Consider the following 18777-nt stretch of genomic DNA (forward strand, 5'->3'; position numbering starts at 1 on the left):
TGTTGAAGGACCGGCGCGTCCGGGCCGCATCATCCTGGCGGAACGTCCGGGCCGGGACGATGCGGCGGTCGAGTCACCGTCCACACCGAGGACGATACGAGTCCACGGTCGACCTCGGACAACCCTTGCGCCCAGTCGGTGAGGCCGTGCCGGTTCGCCGCCTCGATGGCCAGCGGCACTCCCCAGCGCAGCACCGGCACGGCACCGCGCGCGGCGAGCCCGGCGAGCCGAGGGAGCAGGTCGTCCTCCGCGTGGCCGGTGGCCTTCCGGGACGCCGACCGCAGGATCGTCAGGTCGGGTACGTCGGGGTCGATCCCGGTCAGGTTTGCCAGCACCGCGGCTAGGTGGTCGTGGCGTTCCTGCGCGAAACACGCGTACGCCCCGGCCAGGCCCAGTACCGGGTCCTCCCACTTGAGGAAGGTCAGCTCCCGCATGCTCTCCTCGGCCAGGTCGTCCAGCCGCCCGGCGCTGACCAACAGGTCCCAGGTCGGCGACGGCACCTCGGACAGCGGTTCGGCGCGGGGCTGGTCGCCCCAGGCCAGCAGGACCGGCATGAGCGGATGCAGCGGGACGACCAGGCGCTGCTCGCCGTCCGACAGCCCGATCAGGCCGTGCCAGGGCAGTGACGGGACCCGGAAGACCGGCAATCCGGGCAGATCCGCCCGGAGGACCCGATCAGCGTCCCCGGCCCGCAGGCCGGCCGGCGCGTCGAGCACGACGACCGTCCCGCCGCCGATGGCCCCCCACCGGGACAGCGGGTGGACGGCCGAGAACCGGACCCGCAACGGCGGTGCGCCCACCTCGGCCGGCAACGGCACCTCGACGGTCTCACCCGCGACGGCGTGCACGGTCCTGGACCATGACCCCCACGGCAGGGTGAGCCGGACCGGCACGGGTCCCGGTGGTACGTGAAAGGTGTCCGGGCCCGGCACCTCCCGTACCGACAATCGCTCCTCCCCGACCTGGACCATCGGCATGTCCTGGTGCGACAAAAGCGCGCCGGCCAGGGCGAACGGGCCACCCGGCGGCCACACCAGCCGGACCCCGGCCGGTGCGAGGGGCGTCACCGAGTGCACCACGGCGACCACCGACGACGGAGTGGTCGCGGTGATCGCCTGCGCGGCACGGGCCGCCGCGACGCTGAGCAGGTCGTGGTCACCGGGACCGGCCCGCAGGATCGGCCCGGTCTCGTGCCGCACCAGCGTCACCCGCTCGCGCAGCTCGCCGAGGCTCCGCTCGATCGCGGCGTACTGCTCCGGCCCGAGGGCGAGCACCGGTAGCCCATCCGGGCCGACCGTCTCGACCATGAGGTCGGTGCCGCCCGCCTCCGGCCCCGGCCCCGATCCCATCATCGGGCGGGTCAGCCGGATCACGACCTCGACGTCCTCGTCGGCGCTCACCGCGGAGAACTGAGGCCCCCGCCAGAGCGCGTCCGCCCGAAGGAGGCAGCGGACCGCGACCCGGGTGCCGGCCGGCACCACGCTGTCGATGGGAACCTCGACGGTGTCGGCCGGTGGGGCCGGTACCCGCCGCTGCCAGTCGCCGGTGTCCGCGTCGATCCGGATCTGCCGGACCGCGGGGACGGCCGGTCCCGGCTCCACGGTGACCCGGATTCGCGCGGTCCGCTCCGGGGCGATCTCCACGATCGGCAGCGTGGACCAGGACTCGCCGACACCCTGCACCTGCATGGTCGGGCACTGCGGGCGCCCGTACCGCTGCCTGGCGGTCTCCACCACGGTCGGGGAGATCACGTCGAGCATCGCGCGGCGCAGGTCGTACCGGAACGCGCCGGTGCTGTGGTCGAGGCCGACGGCGTCCGGGTGCGGCTCGGCCGGGTCGAGCACCTTCAGGAACGTACGGAGGAACAGCCCTCGGCCCTCGTCCTCGAGGGCGAGTTGTCCCCGGGTCACCGCCATGCACCGGATCAGCGTGGTGTCCGGCCGGGTCGGCCGCGGTGCGACACCGGGATAGAACGCGGCCTCCACGGTGGGCCGCACGGCCGGCGGGTACGGCTGGTTGAGGCAGCCGTCCATCACCAGCACCTGCAACGGGAAGTCCATCGACAAGAAGTGGTCGCTGTACTTCTCGATGCCCAGGTTGGTCATCGCCCCGTCGCCGGCCTCCTGGGTGAGGAACAGCCCTTTCGAGCCTGGCTCGTAGAGTCCGTGGCCGCAGAGGAACACGAACAGCCGGCTGCCCTTCTTCCCCGCGAGCAGGTGCACCGACTTCCAGATCGATGTCAGGGTGCACCCACGAACCATCAGCCCCAAGGCCTCCACCTCGGCCGCGGCGCCGGCGCTCGGCACCGCGTGCAGCAGGATCTGGCCATCCGGTACGCCCAGGGCCCGCAACCAGCGCACCGCCGCCGCGGCGTCCCGGGCGGCACCGGTGAGCCGCTTGACAGCCGGGTCGTCGTACTCGTCGATGCCGACGACCAGCGCCCAGGTCGTCGCGGCGTCCTTCATCACGACGACGGCCAGTGCTCGGCGATGAGCTCGTAGAGCCTCGGCTGCTCCCAGTAGGCGCTGTGCGCGTCCGGGAAGGGCACCCCGGCGTCGACCGGCTCGTCCCTGATGCCGATGGCCGGGAACACCCGGGCGGCGCAGAACGACAGCAGGTCGGCCCGGTCGTACACGTTGAGCCACGGGGTGAATGGGGCGGCGGCACCGCCGGGGCGCAGCCGGTCGAGGGCGTCGAGCAGATACAGATACGGCGCCTGGGATCCGGCGGTGACCAGCAGCCGTACGCCGGACGGCCGGTCCGGTGCGGACAGCAGGTCCACAGCCGCGATGCCACCGAGACTGTGCCCGAGGACCACCACGGGCGGGGCGAGGGCGGCAAGCTCACCGACCAGGTGCTCGCGGACCACCTCGCCGCGCCGGATGTAGAACGCGATGTCCCGGATGAAGTCGGTGGTCGGATCCATCAGCGCACCACGACGACGCATGGCGACCCGGGTGGCCAGCCGGGTGGCCAGCGGCCGCAGGACCTTGCCGACCAGCTTCGTCCCGATGCCGCGGGTTCCGGCCGGTGCGAGCCCTGCCTTCACGGCGTCCACGAACGCCTGCCGCGCCGCGCTACCGCGGCTCTGGAGCATGGTCGCCACGACCGCCCGGGCGAGGGCGGTGACCAGCTCGTCGTCATCCGGGTCGGCCACCGCACCGGCCGCCTCGGTCGTCTCCGGCTGTGCGGCCACGAAGGCGGCGGCCGAGGTCACCTCGGCGTCGTCCACGCCGGCGGCGGCGAGCGCCTCCGACGGCAGGGTGAGCCCGGTCAGCCGCTCGTAGACCACGACATCGGCGGAGTCGACGGCCACCAGGATCGGTCGCGACCCGGTGTCGGTACCGGCGAGTGCGGCGAGCAGCCGCAGTTCGAGCATCGGGTCGGCGGCGAGCAGATCCCACTCCGCGGCGGTCACCTCGGCATCGGCCGGTTCCTCGCCGAGGGCCCGGGCCGCGATGTCCGGTGGCAGAGCGGACGCCACGTCGAGGTCCGCCGGGCCGACCGCCTCACCCCAGCGGGAGGCGGACACCGCGACGCCACTCAGGACCGGGTGGGCGCCCATACCGTCGCGGAGCCGCTTCAGGGTTCCGGACGTGCCGTGCGCGCCGGTGCCGTGCACGAAGAGAAGAGAGCCGGCCACGACGGTCAGTGTGGGGCCGGACCCGGCCCGTACCGCAGGCTTCTACCTAGATCCGACACCGGGAACTGCTCGTCCTCCAGCCGGGCCCGCGCCGACCGCCAACACCGCGTTCGCCGGTGGATCTGGAACACGGGTGGAGGTAGGGCGGGCGGCCGCGTCAACACCTGAGATGTCATCGGACGCAGCGCACGAATCCGGTTGTGGCTCTGCGGTAGTCGGTGAATCCGTCGTCGTAGTTCAGGGCCCATCGTCGGCCCGGTTCCGGCGCCGCGTTCGTGGACGTCCAGTACCAGCCGTTGCCGACGGTCCCGGGGAAGGCCCGCACGTTGATGGCGGGGTGGACCCGGCTGTCGTCGACGGTGGTGGCGATCTCCTTGACGCTGGGCAGCCGCCAGCCGGTCTGGCCGCCGAGCGTCAGACCGGCGCAGTAGGAGGTGGCGGCGGCGGCGCTCATGGCCGCCGCAGGACCGGTGCGTTCCCAGGTCAGGCTGGTGGCGGGGTCAGTCACCTGACCATCGGCGGTCCGGTAGGCCGGGTCGCCGCTCCCCCCTTCGGAACGGACACAGCGGGCCCAGTAGGCGTTGGTCTGGACGCCGGCGTTGCTGGTGAGGCCCTCATAGAAGTTGAACGCCCACGCAAGGCGGCTCTCGTCGACGGCCCACGGTGTCGAGGACCAGAAGAACCTCGGTGACGTGCCGGGGAAGGCGCGCACGTCAATCGCCGGCTGGCGGCGGCTGTGGTCGATGATGGAGGTCAGCTCGATGCGGGTGGGCAGGTGCCATCCGCCGCCGGCCAGTTTCAGGCTCGCGCAGTAGGTCTTCGCCTCGCGGTACGGCAGTTCCTCGGTGACGGTGCGTTGCCACACCAGGCGGGTGACGTTGTCACGAACCGTGCCGTCGCCCAGGTCGGTGTAGCTCGCCCGGTGCGGCAGGCCGGCCTTGCCCGGGTTGGGCATCGGCCAGTTCGCCCAGTCCCGCGACGCCGTGGCCGGCGGGGTCGGACTCGGCCGGGCAGGGGTCCTGGACGGAGTCGGCGAAGAGGCCACCGGCGTGATGGCCGCCGGTACGGGGCGACTCGGCGACGCCGCGGTCGGCGCTTCACCCGTCGGCGCCGCGACTGTCTGCGCTGCCGGCTCCCGAGGCTGGTCGGGCATGTTCGCGTATGCGATCACCGCCACGGCGACCACGGCTGCGGCCGTGACCGAAGCGGCCACCGTCTTGGCTGTCCCGGACCTGGTGTGGCCGGACACGGAGATCGCTCCGGTCGCGGCGCCCGTCAGCCCGGCGGGCACGGGAACCAGAGCACACCCGAGGAGCAACTTCTCCGGGGAGATCCGGCTGTCGACGCCATGGTCGCAGAGCGGGCAATCGCGGACATGCCGGGCGATCCGCTTGCGCCACACCGGCGCGGGCTGCCCGTCCCAACCGCGCACGACCGCCCGGAGTCCGGGGCAGTCGCCCGCCGCGAGCGCGGTCACCACCGACCGGCTGGTGTCGAGTTGAGCTCGCATGCGCTGGATGCGCACGGCGGCGTAGGCCGGGGTGATGCCGAGCGCCTCGGCGACCTCGGCGCGGCTCAACTCACCGGCGGCCTCCAGCCACCACAGTGACAGGACGGGCCGCTCGCCGGGGTCGAGCCAGCGAGCAGCTTCGGCGACCTCCCGACGCTGGCCGGACAGATCCAGCCGCAGGATCGTCTCGCTCTCGAAGTCGGTGACCGGCTCCGGCGCCTCCGCCAGGGAGACCGTCGCATCCCGGGACTCGCGGCGATAGGCGCCGATCCGCGCCATCACGACGGCACCGACCCACGCGCGCAGACGGTCCGGTTCCCGCAGATCCGGCAGATCCCGGAAGATCCGCAGCATGCACTCCTGGACCACGTCATCGACGTCCGGCTGCCCGCTGAGCGCGCGGCCGACGATGTTGTAGACCAGCGGCAGATACCGGCGCAGGATGGCCTCACGCGCGCTCTCGTCGCCGCTCTGCGCGGACAGGACGAGCATGCGATCGCTGGGGTGGCCCATTTCCACACTTTCTGTAGCCGGTTCGCCGAGGAACGGTAAGTTTTCCCGCCCCGCCTGTCAATGCGATGCCCCAACGCCACCGAAGGCGCATCGCGTATATCACTTATCTCGGGAACAATTGTGGACCTGGTGATTCGCCCACCGCCACCGAAGCCGCTGGCCAGCAGTTCTGCCTCTGTTCGCATCCGCCGGCCGTCCGGCTGACATCACCGCGTACGCCGTCGGAGGCGGAACCCGCCCCTGCGGAAGTGACAGTCACCACTAGTTCAAGCACTTACTTCTGCCGGTGAGCGGCGCGTTGTCTATCTATCGCGATTCTTCTCGAGCAAATTGGTGAGCTACTTGACGATTTCCTTTTCCGGCCGCGGACCGTGGCTTCTCGCTGTGCGCGGCTGCCGGTGTCGTGGCGCTGCTGCAGCAGGATCGGACGGCTCTCGCGAGCGAGTTGTCAATGTTCCCGGCCGGCGGCGACCACGACGGGCGCACCGGCGCAGACCTGGTCACGTCCGGCATGTTTGGCGGCGTAGAGGTTGTGGTCGGCGGCCGCCAGCGCCGCCGACGCGGACACGTCGTCGCAGTTCACGGTGGTGACGCCGATGCTGGCGGTGACCCGCAGGCCGCCGGTGACCGGCCGCCAGTCGTGGTCACGGATCGCCTGGCGGACCGCCTCACACGCCCGCACACCGTCGACGCTGTCGTGCCCGGGCAGCAGAATGACGAACTCCTCGCCGCCGAGACGCGCCACCGTGGCCCCGGCCGGCGCCGAACGCTGGAGCACCGCGGCAAGCTCCTGCAGCACCAGGTCGCCGACCTGATGCGACAGGGTGTCGTTGATCCGCTTGAAGTGGTCGATGTCGATCAGCGCTATCGACATCGGCTCCACCATGGTCCCGGCCAGGAGGGTGGGAAGCTGCTCGTCGACGTGCCGGCGGTTGTGCAGGCCGGTGAGGGCGTCGCGGTACGCCATCTGCCGGAAGATCTCGCCGGTCCGGCGCGCCTCCTCGGCCTCGTAGACCGCCTGCAGCGTACGCGCACGGACGTCGCGCTGGACGCACTGCAGAGCCTCGGACTCGTCGTGGAAACGCTGATGCTCCTCGAACGCCTCCCGGTATCGGCCGGTCGCGGCGTACAGCAGAGCCCGCGCCTTGCGTACCTGCACCCGTAGACCCGTCAGGTCGCGCTGCTCACACAGATCCGTCGCCTGTTCCAGGGTCGCTTGGGCACGGTCGTACGCCCGCTGTTCCCGCTGCGCCTCGGCAGTCGTGACCATGGCCTCGACCAGGATGTGGCCTTCGTCGACCAGGTGCGCGAGCGTGCCGTCGACCAGGGGCGCCAGCACGCTCTCCGCCTCGGCGTGCCGGCCGGACAGCATCGCCACCCGAGCCACCGTGTCCAGACAGGTCGCCGACAGCGGCACGCCGCTGCTCCGCGCGACCTGCCGCATCCGTTCGACGAGAGCCGCCGCTCGCTCAGGATCATTCTGTTCGTACGCGGTATAGGTCATGTTGTTGAGGATCTGCAGCGTCTGCTTGCCGTCACCCAACGCCGTGGTGATGGCCAGAGCCTCCTCGAAGCGCCGGACGGCCTCGGCGGAGGAGCCGGAGACGTCGAGGATGACGCCCAGGCTCGACAGATGCCGGGCGCGGATCGCCATGGGAACGTCGTCACCGGTGAACGACATGCAGTGCACGGCGTGGGCGAGCGTGTTGGCCACGTCGCCGACCTGGTAGAAGAAGATCGACAGGGCCCGGTGGCTGCGGGCCAGAACGTAGGGGTCGCCGAGTTGCACCGCCTCGGCGTACATCTGGTGCGAGATGCGGCCGGCCTCGCCGGTGTCCCCCTCCCGGATGAGCACATCCGCCTGGACCATGCGGGCGCGCAGCTGCAGGTCGCGCCGGCCGAGCCGCTCGGCGGCACGCTCGAGGTCCACCGCCTTCTGCAGGTCGGCGCGGAAGTCCTGCGCCGAGTTGAGCTCGAGCGCCAGCAACCTCGCTTCCAGCTCGGCCGCGACCGGCCGGTCGGGTACAGCCGCCGGGAAAGGCTGACCCTGCTCGCCGGTCGTGACCATGTCGACTCCCCAGTCCGCTCGGATGTGTGCTCGATGCTGGCGGCTCCGGGTTGCGAAGCGGCCGCCCCTCGGGGTGCCACTCGGTTTCCGTCGTTTCGGAAATGGTTCACGAAAACTGATATCGCACAGCAGGTCAATGCGGCGCACCATGCCACCACAGGTTGAATTCGACCTGTGATCGGCAACACAGCAAATTCATGAGGTGCGCGGAGCCGTGAAATACGTCAACTGATGACGCACCCTGAACAGGGATGATCCCGACCATGGACAGCGATCGTTAACGCATAGGCAATAGTTTCCGCCTTCTCCCACCCGGCACTCGACGCCCCAGCGCATCGCCTCGCATTCCCGCTCATGGATGGCATGAGAACCTCTTCGGCGAGGGTCCTCCTTTTTCGAATGTCACACCCCGCCTGAACAGGGCTCCATGAAGGAACAGCATGAAGAAGATCGCATTGTTTTCGGCTCTGACACTTGCCGTCGTCGCGATACCCGTCCCCGCCGCGGCGGCCGCTGCGACGGTTGTTCCCGTTCTCACCGCCCCGTGTGCGGGCGGCCTATTGGTTCCCGGATCCGCACACGCCGACAAGGGCGGCGACGGTAAGGTCCGCGGCTTCACGACCTTCGAGTACGGCCCCGGCTGCGGGGACGCGATCACCTTCTTCGAGGGATCCGGCTCCTCGTGGGCCTCCGGGCAGACGGCATTGCACGGCAAGGTGATCGACGTCGCGGCCGACAGCACCGGCACGTACCTGCTCTATCTCAACACCGCACCGCCGCAGCGCGGCTCGGGGCCGCCCCCGGACGCCGAACTCGCCGTGACCAAGCGGCTCCACGACGGAACGTTCACCCACCCGCACTGGCTGGCCGACGTCGGCAGCCTGGCGCCCTCATGGGCCGGGCGGGGCAGCATCATCGCGTCCGGCGGCCGCTGGTTCGCGGTGTGGCCGCAGACCTCGTCGGTCCCGGGCCGGTACGTCCTCCACCAGGCCGACGCCATGTGGGACGGCGGCGATCCGGGTGAGTTCGCCCATCCGGCGCCCACCACACCGGTGGCCGCCGACACGAACCCCGCGCTGGCCATGGGTGCGGACGGCCAGCCACGCCTGTTCTGGCAGAGGTCCGTGGCCGGCGGCCGCAAGGACCTCCTGCTGGCCCAGGGAGCCTATGGCGCCTGGCAGCCGGCCACCCGGGTCGCCGGCGCGGTCGCGATCAACAGCTCGTACCCGGCGATGGACGTCGTCGCCACGGGCACACGGATCTTCACGACCTGGACCACCACGTTCGACGGCGACGTGGGCGGCAGCGGCGACGGGCGGGTGATGGTCGGCTCGTCGGCGGACAACGGCGTGACCTTCACGCTCAGCCCGCCGCCGGTCATGCCGGACCACCACGCCGGCAACAGCGCCATCCTGCGAGCCAGCTCCAGCTCCCTGCTCGCCGCGTTCAGCACCACCGACGGCGGTGAGCCGAAGCGGCCGAACCTCGGCGTCAAGCTGGGCAGCAGGCCTTGGACCGTCGATGAGGCCGGGCCCAGCGTGCCCGCGAGCATCGACTCCGTCGGCGCTGCCGCACTGATCCACCACGGCCAAGGGCGCACCACGACGCTGATCCACAGCGGTGATCGGTTGTACGCCGCCACCCGCTGAAGTCCGCGGCGGAGATTCGAGAGGAGGCACATCCATGACAACGACCAGACCACTGGTGAGCGCGACGATTCTCGCGATGGCGGGCGTCCTGACCGTGCCGGCGACCCCCGCCGCGGCCCGAACACCCGCGGAGCCCCGGGGGCACATCCGGTATCTGAGCGGCATCGGCGTCAGTGACTTCAGCGACCTCTACGACATCCGGCCGGACCGCGGCCACCGGCGGCTCCTGCTGACCGACCTGGACGACCGGCTGCCCGGCAACGCCGCGGTCAGCCCGTACGGCGCCCGGCCCGGGTACTCGCCGGACCTGCGCACAGTCGTCTACCAGGGTGACGACGGCGGTGTCTGGAAGGCACGGCCCGACGGCGCCGGCAACCCCCAGCGGATCCTGCCGCCGCTGGACACCGGCGTGGACCCGTACTGCGTGGTCTCCTGCCGATTGACCAATCCGGTGTTCTCACCGGACGGCACCCAGGTCGCTTCCCTGGAGGCGGGCCTGTCCGGAGAGCTGGCACGCCTGATCGTGTTCGATGCGGACGGATCGCATGTCCGTGCCTTCCCGGTGAGCGAGCACGGCCAGGCCATGAAACTGCAGGGATCCTTCAGCTGGACCGCCGACGGGACGACCGTGGCGTACGCCATGGGCCCGGAGGACTCACAGCGCTCCGCGCTCCACGTCACCGACACCCGCACCGGAGCCACCACCCAGCTCACCGACGGCCGGTCGTGGCGCATCGACGCCGACATCAGCCCGGACGGCAGGTTCGTCGCCTACAGCTCGACAGAGCCGGTCGGCTACGACTACCACGCCGATCGTGATCTCTTCATCATCCGCGTCGACACCAGGGCGGTCAGACAGCTGACCGACACGGATTCTCTCTGGGAGAGCTCGCCGGTCTGGTCCCCCCGCGGCGACTGGATCGCCTACAGCCGGCAGCCCGCGGACATGACCACGCCGGTGAAGCCCTCGGTACGCCGCATCTCGGCCGACGGTTCCGTGGACCGTCCACTGGACGTGAACGGGAGGGTCTACGCATGGGTACGTTGATACGAAGCGCCGTGCGCGCGGGCATCGCCGTCGCGTTCGCCGCCGGGGCGCAGGGGCTCGGCATCGCGCCGGCACTCGCGACCGATCCGGCCGGCACGGTGTGGGTGTCCGACGGTGTGCTGTGGTTCTCCGCCGGTGCCCACGCCGCCAACCGTCTGTCCATCACGTCGGGGCCGGCCGGCACGGTGCTGACCGACCGGATCCCGATGCGGATCGCCACCGATCGGCCGGCCGAGGGCTGTGTCGGGCTCACCCCGCTCTCGGTGCGGTGCCCGCGCCCGGAGTTCCGCGTAGAGGTGCGGCTCGGTGACGGCGACGACACGTTCGCCAACCGCGCCGAACTGCACACCTACGCGTACGGCCAAGACGGGAACGATCGCCTCACCGGCGCCGCACCCGCACAGAACCACTTCTTCGGTGAGGCGGGCGACGACACCCTGACCGGAGCGAACGGACCCGGCATCCTCGACGGCGGGGCCGGAGACGATTCCCTCACCGGAGGTGCCGCGGCGGACGTTCTCGCCGACGGCCCGGGTGACGACACGGTGGCCGGCGGCCCGGGTGACGACGAGTTGCGTACCGGCTCGGGTGCCGACGACCTGGACGCGGGCACCGGGACCGACGTGGTGGCCTACGAGCCCGACCACCCGGCGGTGACCGTGACACTCGACGAGAACGCCGACGACGGCGCGGCCGGCGAGGGCGACAACGTGCGGGCGACGGCGGAGAGCGTCCGCGGCACCGCCGGGGCCGACACGCTCATCGGCAACCCGGCGAACAACACGCTCGCCGGCGAGGACGGCGACGACACCCTGCGAGGCGGCGGCGGCAACGACATTCTCGCCGGCGGGGAGGGCGCCGACACGCTGACCGGGGACAGCGGCGACGACGACCTGCGGGGCGGTGGCGGCACCGACACTCTCACCGGGGACGACGGCGCCGACAAGCTGACGGGCGACTTCGACACCGACCGCATCGACGGTGGCCCCGGGGCCGACACCATCGAGGCCATGTTCGGCGACGACGAGGCATGGGGCGGGCCGGGCAACGACACGATCACGGCATTCGCCGGCAGATTCCGCCTGCACGGCGGATCCGGCGACGACGTCATCCAAGGCTCCTACGACGACGATCTGCTGTGGGGAGACGACGGAGACGACGCCCTCACCGGCCTCGACGGCAGCGACACCCTGCACGGCGGACGCGGCGACGACCGGCTCCAAGCCTCGACCGGCACGAACCAGCGGGTGTACGGCGCCGCCGGCACCGACACCTGCCTCGGTGACGACCTGATCGACCCCTCGGAGTGCGAGATCTTCACCGAGGCCTCAGCGACACCGCCCGTGCCCCTGAGGAGAACTTGACCATGTCCTTGTTCTGTCTCATCCGTCGCCGGACCCGCTCGCCTTCACCGCGGCCGTCGCGGTGGCGTCGCCCGGCACAGTGGGCTGGTCCTCGGCCACGCCGGCGGCGGGGCGATGGGTCACGCCGGTCACTCGGCCCCGGACATCACCTTGGCGACGCCGCCGCTCGGCTCGGGGCGGTAGAAGATGTCGATGTCCACTTCCTCGCCGCCGACATTGGCCGTGTCCCACGGCCCGCTCGCGAGCAGCGCCCGCACAGTGGCACCCTGCATCTTCTGCAGATGGTCGCGCAGTGCCGTGTCGTCGGGCAGGTCGGGGATGCGCGACGTCAGCCGGCTGCGGATGAGGCGCAACCGGTCCATGAGCTCGTCGACGGCGGCCTCCTTGTCGGCATCACCGTCGGCGGCCCGCCCGGCCGCGTTCGCCATACTCTCAGCGATCTCGTCCTTGATCGCATGCGTGACGCCCTGCTCGTCGGTGGTCACCATGGCCTTCCAGGCGCGGCTCTTGTGGCGGTACTGCAGCATGGACATCGCCGCCTCGTGGCGGATGAAGTCGGCGTCGCGCAGGGCCCGGCCGGTCCGCGAGTTGCCGAGCGAGCGGGCCAGGGAGATGGCCGACGCCAACCCGCTGTTGAGACCCCGCCCAGGCCAGAAGTGGATGGCGTTGGCGGCGTCACCGAGAAGGAACGCGTAGGTGCCGGGGGTTTCCGCGGTGGCGGGGTACAGCTGCGCGGTGAACTTCGGTCGTTGCACCATGTCGAGCCGGAACGCGGTGACGGCGCTCAGGTTCTCCTCGGCGACCCCGAAGTAGCGTAGCCCTTCGAGTACCTGCTGCCAGAGCGCCGACCGTTTGATGAGGGAGGGCAGGAACAGGGTCTGGTGGGTCGGGCAGACGAAGTCGCCTTCGGTGTCGCGGGCCATCACGCAGGGGCGGGACGCGATGCAGTCCTCGAACACGCGGCGGACGGGGTCGATTCCGACGACCTCCTGCGCCTCGGCGTCGGTGAGGCGCATGTTGAGGAAGCCCTCGCCGCGCAGAGAGTTCAGCAGGAACCTGTTCTGTGCCACCGTCAGGAGAACGCTCATGGAATCGGTCAGGCCGGACTTGACCCGCAGTCCGAGCACGACGTCCTGAAGGTGCTCGCCGTCGATGGAGTAGATGGACGTGTCCGGGTTGCCGAACTTGTGGACCAGACGTTCCCGGGTGCGGGATCGGCCGCCCTCGCAGATGGCGAGTACGTGGTCCTGGAGCACGGTGTCGCGCCGTTCGTCGAGGTCGAAGCGCTCCGGCACGAGGGTGATGTGCTGGGGCTTGGTGTTCGCGAGTTCGAGGAGCTTGTCCTCGATGTAGGCGATCCGGACGTTTCGCGGTCCGTAGCCGCGGATGGAGTCCGGGCCGGCGGGCCACATCTCGGAGTACGAGCCCGCGTCGAACAGGTGCGCCTGTACCTCCTCGGGAAGGTTCAGGTACTGGCGGCTCTGCAGAGTGACGACCTGCTGCCGCCGGTTGTTGCCCTGGGACTCGTCCTTCCAGACCACGCGCGAGCCGGCCCTGGTCCAGCGGCCGTCGTACACGGTCACCTGTACCCGCTCCCCCATCAGCCGGGTGAGCAGCAGCGCCAGCGTCAGCCCGACCGGACCTCCGCCGGAGATGGTGACCCGCAGGGCGGGTACGGGTGCGATGCCGGCCGGCAGTACCGCGGGCAGACCGAGGACGGTGTCCATCTGGTCGGCCATCTCGAAGCAGAAGATCTCCTGGCCGATCGTGATGAGGTCGCCTGGTTGAAGTACCCGGGCAGTGACCCTCCGGCCGTTCACGAGCGTCCCGTTGCTGCTGTTGTGGTCGCGCAGCACGTAGCCGTCGGATTCACGGCTGATCTCCGCGTGCCGGCGCGAGGCGCACGAGCCGGAGAGAACGACGCCGTTGTCCGGGCGGCGACCGAAGGTGAGTGGCGTCTCGCCGAACGGAAACCGCCGCCCGGCGAGCGGACCCTCCCGCCCCACAATTTCGGGTGTCACGGCGTCCGTCCTTTCCTGTGGGCCACACTGACTCGGCCGCGGTGGACCCTTTTGGGGCCGTTGCAGAGGGGAGACGGGCACGCCCGTGTGCGCTCCCGCCGGTTCTCCCCGCGAACGGCGGCTGCAGCCGTCGAACAGCTCCGGCGAGCTATCGACGCCGGCGATGACCTCACCGGTGTCGCTGCTCTACTCGCCGTCCGCGGGAGGCGCGACCGGCTTCGACACCGGCGGCAGGCAGGTGAGGTTCTTCTTGCCTTCAGGGGTGACCACGAACCACGTGCCGCCGACGTTCTGGCCCTTCCAGTCGCCCGGCTTCTTGTCACCGATGTAGGTGTAGAGCGGCCATTTGTCGAGGGTCAGTTGCAAGGTGCCGTCCTTGCGCTCGACGGTGCCGACCTTCGCCGGGTCGATGCCCTCGAGCTTGGGCTTGTCCCCCTTGTTGACCACCGCGGGCGGCCAGATCTTCGCGCAGTCGTCGTTGCAGTTCGACACCACGTCCGGTTTGGTCTTGTCCTTGTCGAAGCGGTACAACACGAACCCGTCCTCGTTCTGGACAGTCTCGCCCATGCGCTTGACCGCGGCGGCGTTGAGCTCGGAGGTGACCTTCTCATCGCCGAGCTCCGGCGCGCCGGAGTCACCCGCGGCAGAGCCGGCTTCGGGAGCCTCGGCCTCGGCGCTCACGGTGGGCTCCGGCGTCGCCTCGGCGCCCTCCTCCACCGTATTCGCGACAGGTTGCGCACCGGAGCCGGCTCCTGCGTTACTCGCAGGGGCACACCCGGGTAGCACGAACGCCGCCGCAATGGCAGCACCGACGACCATCAACTTGCGCTTCTCCGGAATCACGTTTGCCCTCCAACTGCATCGCTCTCTGCCTGTCTACGTGGTACTACCGCGGGCAGGGCCAAGCGGTTCACGAGGCGAGGCAGGTTGTAGATCACAGCGGCCAAGGGCGGGACCGCGGGGAAGGTTCTGCATGACGGCACGCCCGGCGATGATCACCTGCGCTGTCCGATCAGTTCGCGGCCACCCATCGGCCGCGGCGAGACCTGCCCGTGGTCGACCGCGCGGTAGACGTACCGCAAACGCCCCACGCCACCCGGGCGCGCGGTGCCGGCGGCCGGGTGGCCGTCACTCCCCGCCCTACCGTGGCAGCCCGAACCAGGTGGTCAAGGCGATGCGCAGCTCGTCCGGCCCGGCGGGCCGATCGGCGGCGGCGCTCCACGCCACGTAACCGTCCGGCCGGACCAGGAGCGCCTCGGCGGGCGGTTCGCCGTCCGCCTTGGCGGCGACGACGCGCACCCGGCCACCCCAGTCCGCCGCGGCCGCCCGCAGCTCGGGCCGATCGGCGAGGTCCAGCAGCAGGCCGGTACCGTCGTGCAACAGCCGGGCGAGGGTGGTGTGCGACCCGCCGGCGTCGACCAGTCGCAGCCGCGGCGCCATCCGCCCGGCGAGCGGGTCGTCGGGCCGGCCGACGTCGTACGCCACGTCCATCCCGCTGATCATGCCGCCGAGCAGCCGGTTCACCGGGTCGAACCGCATGAGGTCGGCGAACAGGTCCCGCAGCGGGTCGACAGCGGGGTCGGGGTTCATCAAGGCAAGCTGCGCCCGGGTGTTGTGCAGCACCCGGGCGGCCTGTGGGTGCCGCTCGGCCTGGTAGCTGTCGAGCAGCGAGGGCGGCGCCCAGCCCCGCACCTCACCCGCGAGCTTCCAGGCGAGGTTCACCGCGTCCTGCAGGCCCAGGTTCAGGCCCTGGCCGCCGACCGGGAAGTGCACGTGGGCGGCGTCGCCGGCGAGCAGCACCCGGCCGCGCCGGTAGGTCGCCGCCTGCCGGGTGGCGTCGCCGAAGCGGGTCAGCCATCGCGGGTCGGTCATCGGCATCGGCCGCCCGGTGATGTACTCGGCCATCCGCCGCAGCTCGTCCAGCGTGACCGGGACGGTGCGGTCGGGATGCGGAGCCCGGAAGTCGATGGTGAAGACCCGGCTGATCCCGAACGGGTTGACCATGATGACCGTCCAGCCGCGGGGCGTGCGCTGCCAGCCCGGCGGCGCGGCGTACGGCTCGAGCAGCCGGACCTCGCCGAGCAGCGCCGCGACGGTCGCGCCGGTGCCCGGGAAGTCGATGCCGGCGAGCTTGCGGGTGGCGCTGCGGCCACCGTCGCAGCCGACCACGAACCGGGCGGACATCACGTACTCCCCGGCCGGGCCGCGAACCCGCAGCAGCACCCGGTCGGCCTCCTCGGTGAGGCCGACCATCTCGTGCCCCCGCCGGATCTCCGCGCCGCCGGCGGTGGCCCGCCGCGCGAAGACCTGCTCGGTCCGCGCCTGTGGACTGCCGACCAGTGCGGGGCCGCCGGCGGCGAGCGGCCCGAGGTCCAGGCCGAACATCCCGGCGAAGTGGAACGGGGCCGGGCCGGCCATGGCAGGCGGCTCTGGGTCGCCGATCAGGCCGCGCAGCTCGAGGGTCTGCACGGTGCGGGCGTGCAGGGTACCGGCCTTGGACAGCCCGGTCGGTTCCGGCAGCGCCTCCAGCACCACCGTCCGCACGCCGTACAGGCGCAGCTCCCCGGCGAGCAGCCCGCCGACCGGGCCGGCCCCGACCACCGCGACGTCGACGTCGACGGTCATGAGCCGGTGGCCGCCGGTGCGGCCTCGGCCGGTGACGGCGCCGCGGTCCGGCCGCGGCGCAGCAGCGCCCAGACCGCCACGGTGGCGACTGCGCAGATCACTGCCATGATCCAGAGCACCGAGTGGAACGTGCCGGTGAGCGCGTCGGCCAGGAAGTCGGTGTAGCCGGGCCGGCTTGCAGGTGCGACACCGGCCGCCGCGCCCGCCACGTCGCCGGTGGCGACCTGGTTCGCCACCTCGTCGGGGGACGCGGTGGTGTATCGGGCGACGTCGTCGTCGAGCCGGCCACGCACGAAGCTGGCCAGCAGCGAACCGACCGCGGCCACCGCCACCGCCTCGCTGCCCAGCCGCAGCGTGTTCAGCAGCCCGGCAGCCATGCCGGCCTGCTGCTGCGGCACCGCGCCGATCGCCATCCCGTCGACCAAGCCGGCGGACAGGCCCATACCGGCGCCGACCAGCAGCATCGGCCCGACGATGGTGGCCACCCCGGCGCCCGGGTGCAGCACAGTCAGCCAGGCGTCACCGGCCACGAGGAAGACCATGCTCACCAGGAGCACGACCCGGTCGGGCACACCGGCGGTGACGAGTCGGCCGGCCAGCAGCGGGCAGACCAGGACCGGGAGTGTCAGGAGGAGCATCAGCGCGCCGGCGGTCTGACTGGACCGGCCGTCGGCGCCGACGAAGTACGTCGGCAGGTAGGTCAGCATGGTGACGAACCCGAACGAGGCGGCAACCGGAACCAGGCACAGCGCCATGAACCGCGGCTGCCGGAACAGGCTCAGATCCAACATCGGCTGCGCCTGGCGGCGTTCCACCACCACGAAGAGCGCGAACAGCACCGCCGACGCGGCGAACAGGGCCAGCACCCGGCCGCTCGCCCAGCCCCACTGCGGGCCCTGCACGACGCCGAGCATGAGTACGAAGAGGCTGATGACGAAGATGCCGATGCCGGTCCAGTCCACCCGGGGCCGGGTAGCGCCGGCGGGGGCGTCGCGGTCACCGGCCATGAACGGCACCGCGACCAACACGACGGCGAGGACGACCGCGTTGAGGACGAACACCGAGCGCCAGCCGAACGCGCCGGTCAGCCCGCCGGCGACAGTCGGGCCGAGCGCCACCCCCAGTCCGGCGGTGGTGCCGAACAGCGCGAACGCCCGGGCTCGGGCGGGGCCGTCGTAGGTGGTGGCGACGATCGCCGCGCCGCAGGAGAAGACGGCCGCGCCGCCGGCGCCGGCGAGACCGCGCGCCACGTCGAGTATCAGCACGTCGTTGGCGACCGCGCTGAGCACCGATGCCGCCGCGTATATCGCGGCGCCGGCGGCGAACGCCCGGCGGCGTCCGAACAGGTCGGCCAGCGAGCCCCAAGCCAGGGTGAACGCCGCGAATGTCAGGTTGAAGGCGTTGACCACCCACTGCAGCGGGGCCAGGGAGGCGTTGAGGTCGGCGCCGATGGCCGGCAGAGCCATGGCGGCACCGGAGATGGACATTGGTACGACCAGTACCGCGAGCAGGACGGCGGCCATCGTGACGACCGGGTTCGCCCCCCGCACGGCCGCGGGGTTCACAGCGCTCATCGCGCCCCTTCTCTCAATTCCGATTGGACCGGTGTGGCGACTTTCCGAGAGGACCGGTGTGGCGACCAGCAGCTCGTCGGTGCGCGGCACGCCGGGGTGCCGATGCGAACGACGGCGAGGGCGCCAGCGGCGACGCAAAGGTCGGTCATTCGTCGTACCATTGGTCTACAGGACAGGAAGGTATGATGCAAGTCGTACCTTCGTGACAGCTGGGAGGACGCAGCAGGATGCCAGACAGCGAGGGGCACCCAGACTTCGACGAGCTGGAGCTCGGTGCCGTACTCACGGCGCTGGCCGACCCGATCCGCCGGCAGGTCGTCGCGGTCCTCGCCGGGGAGCCGGACGGCACGGAGCGACCATGCAGCTCGTTCGGGCTGCCGTTGACGAAGTCGACGCTGACCTACCACTTCCGGCTGCTGCGCGAGTCCGGACTGGTCCGGCAGGTCAACCGGGGCAACAGCCGGATGGCCCAGCTGCGCCGTGCGGACCTCGAGGCCCGCTTCCCCGGCCTGCTGGCCCTCGTGGTCGCCGAGACCCAGCAGGCCGGGAAGGGCGCGCCGTCGGTGGCCGGAAACACCGCCCGAGCGCCCCACTGAGCGGCGACCGCGGCGTGACGCCGCTGCCGGCCCCGGGACCGTCTCCTGGGCGGCCGGCCTCGGAGTCTGGGTCGTGGTCAAGTGGATCATGGAGGAGACCAGCCAGACCATGGTGGTCGGGGTTCCGCTGGTCACCTCCCTGGTCCTCTACGTGGCGATCGGCCTG

General features: G+C 71.2%; 12 protein-coding genes. 4 read left to right on the forward strand and 8 right to left on the reverse strand.

Going from position 1 to position 18777, the window contains the following annotated elements:
- Window positions 1-29: 29 nt before the first annotated feature.
- From QLQ12_RS43390 to QLQ12_RS43405, 4 genes are all read right to left on the reverse strand, one after another.
- Window positions 30-2465 carry a caspase family protein gene (locus QLQ12_RS43390; RefSeq protein WP_282766913.1) on the reverse strand — a complete coding sequence of 812 codons (2436 nt, stop codon included), beginning with the start codon at window positions 2463-2465 and terminating at the stop codon, window positions 30-32.
- Window positions 2465-3643 carry a hypothetical protein gene (locus QLQ12_RS43395; protein WP_282766914.1) on the reverse strand — a complete coding sequence of 393 codons (1179 nt, stop codon included), beginning with the start codon at window positions 3641-3643 and terminating at the stop codon, window positions 2465-2467. Before QLQ12_RS43395 ends, QLQ12_RS43390 begins: the two co-directional genes overlap by 1 nt.
- Before the next feature lie 172 nt (window positions 3644-3815).
- On the reverse strand, window positions 3816-5666 hold the full coding sequence (locus QLQ12_RS43400; protein WP_282766915.1) for a sigma-70 family RNA polymerase sigma factor: 1851 nt from the start codon (window positions 5664-5666) through the stop codon (window positions 3816-3818).
- Window positions 5667-6114: 448 nt separating this feature from the next.
- The gene (locus tag QLQ12_RS43405) at window positions 6115-7734 is read right to left on the reverse strand and encodes a GGDEF domain-containing protein (RefSeq protein WP_282766916.1); all 1620 of its coding nucleotides are present in this window, start codon (window positions 7732-7734) and stop codon (window positions 6115-6117) included.
- Between the two features lie 440 nt (window positions 7735-8174).
- Here QLQ12_RS43405 and QLQ12_RS43410 point away from each other — a divergent pair, with 440 nt between their 5' ends.
- From QLQ12_RS43410 to QLQ12_RS43420, 3 genes are read left to right on the forward strand one after another with little or no spacing between them, the layout of a single operon-like run.
- On the forward strand, window positions 8175-9383 hold the full coding sequence (locus QLQ12_RS43410) for a hypothetical protein (protein ID WP_282766917.1): 1209 nt from the start codon (window positions 8175-8177) through the stop codon (window positions 9381-9383).
- Between the two features lie 34 nt (window positions 9384-9417).
- Window positions 9418-10431, forward strand: coding sequence for a hypothetical protein (locus tag QLQ12_RS43415; protein WP_282766918.1), 1014 nt, complete (start codon window positions 9418-9420; stop codon window positions 10429-10431).
- On the forward strand, window positions 10419-11795 hold the full coding sequence (locus QLQ12_RS43420) for a calcium-binding protein (RefSeq protein ID WP_282766919.1): 1377 nt from the start codon (window positions 10419-10421) through the stop codon (window positions 11793-11795). Before QLQ12_RS43415 ends, QLQ12_RS43420 begins: the two co-directional genes overlap by 13 nt.
- 128 nt (window positions 11796-11923) lie before the next feature.
- Here the strand turns inward: QLQ12_RS43420 and QLQ12_RS43425 are convergent, their stop codons facing one another.
- From QLQ12_RS43425 to QLQ12_RS43440, 4 genes are all read right to left on the reverse strand, one after another.
- On the reverse strand, window positions 11924-13816 hold the full coding sequence (locus QLQ12_RS43425; protein WP_282766920.1) for an FHA domain-containing protein: 1893 nt from the start codon (window positions 13814-13816) through the stop codon (window positions 11924-11926).
- 186 nt (window positions 13817-14002) lie between these two features.
- Complete coding sequence (locus tag QLQ12_RS43430; protein ID WP_282766921.1) at window positions 14003-14659, reverse strand: COG4315 family predicted lipoprotein; 657 nt, start codon at window positions 14657-14659, stop codon at window positions 14003-14005.
- A gap of 297 nt (window positions 14660-14956) precedes the next feature.
- A complete protein-coding gene (locus tag QLQ12_RS43435; protein ID WP_282766922.1) occupies window positions 14957-16441 on the reverse strand; it encodes an FAD-dependent monooxygenase in 1485 nt (494 codons plus the stop codon).
- Window positions 16438-18015 (reverse strand): MFS transporter, encoded by a 1578-nt coding sequence (locus QLQ12_RS43440; RefSeq protein WP_282766923.1) that lies wholly within the window; start codon window positions 18013-18015, stop codon window positions 16438-16440. The genes QLQ12_RS43435 and QLQ12_RS43440 overlap by 4 nt, the downstream gene beginning before the upstream one ends.
- A 227-nt stretch (window positions 18016-18242) precedes the next feature.
- On the opposite strand from QLQ12_RS43440, the gene QLQ12_RS43445 reads away from it, so the two are divergent.
- The gene (locus QLQ12_RS43445; RefSeq protein WP_282766924.1) at window positions 18243-18611 is read left to right on the forward strand and encodes an ArsR/SmtB family transcription factor; all 369 of its coding nucleotides are present in this window, start codon (window positions 18243-18245) and stop codon (window positions 18609-18611) included.
- Window positions 18612-18777: the final 166 nt, after the last annotated feature.

It is taken from the genome of Actinoplanes sandaracinus, assembly GCF_030009775.1.
GTDB lineage: Bacteria > Actinomycetota > Actinomycetes > Mycobacteriales > Micromonosporaceae > Actinoplanes > Actinoplanes sandaracinus.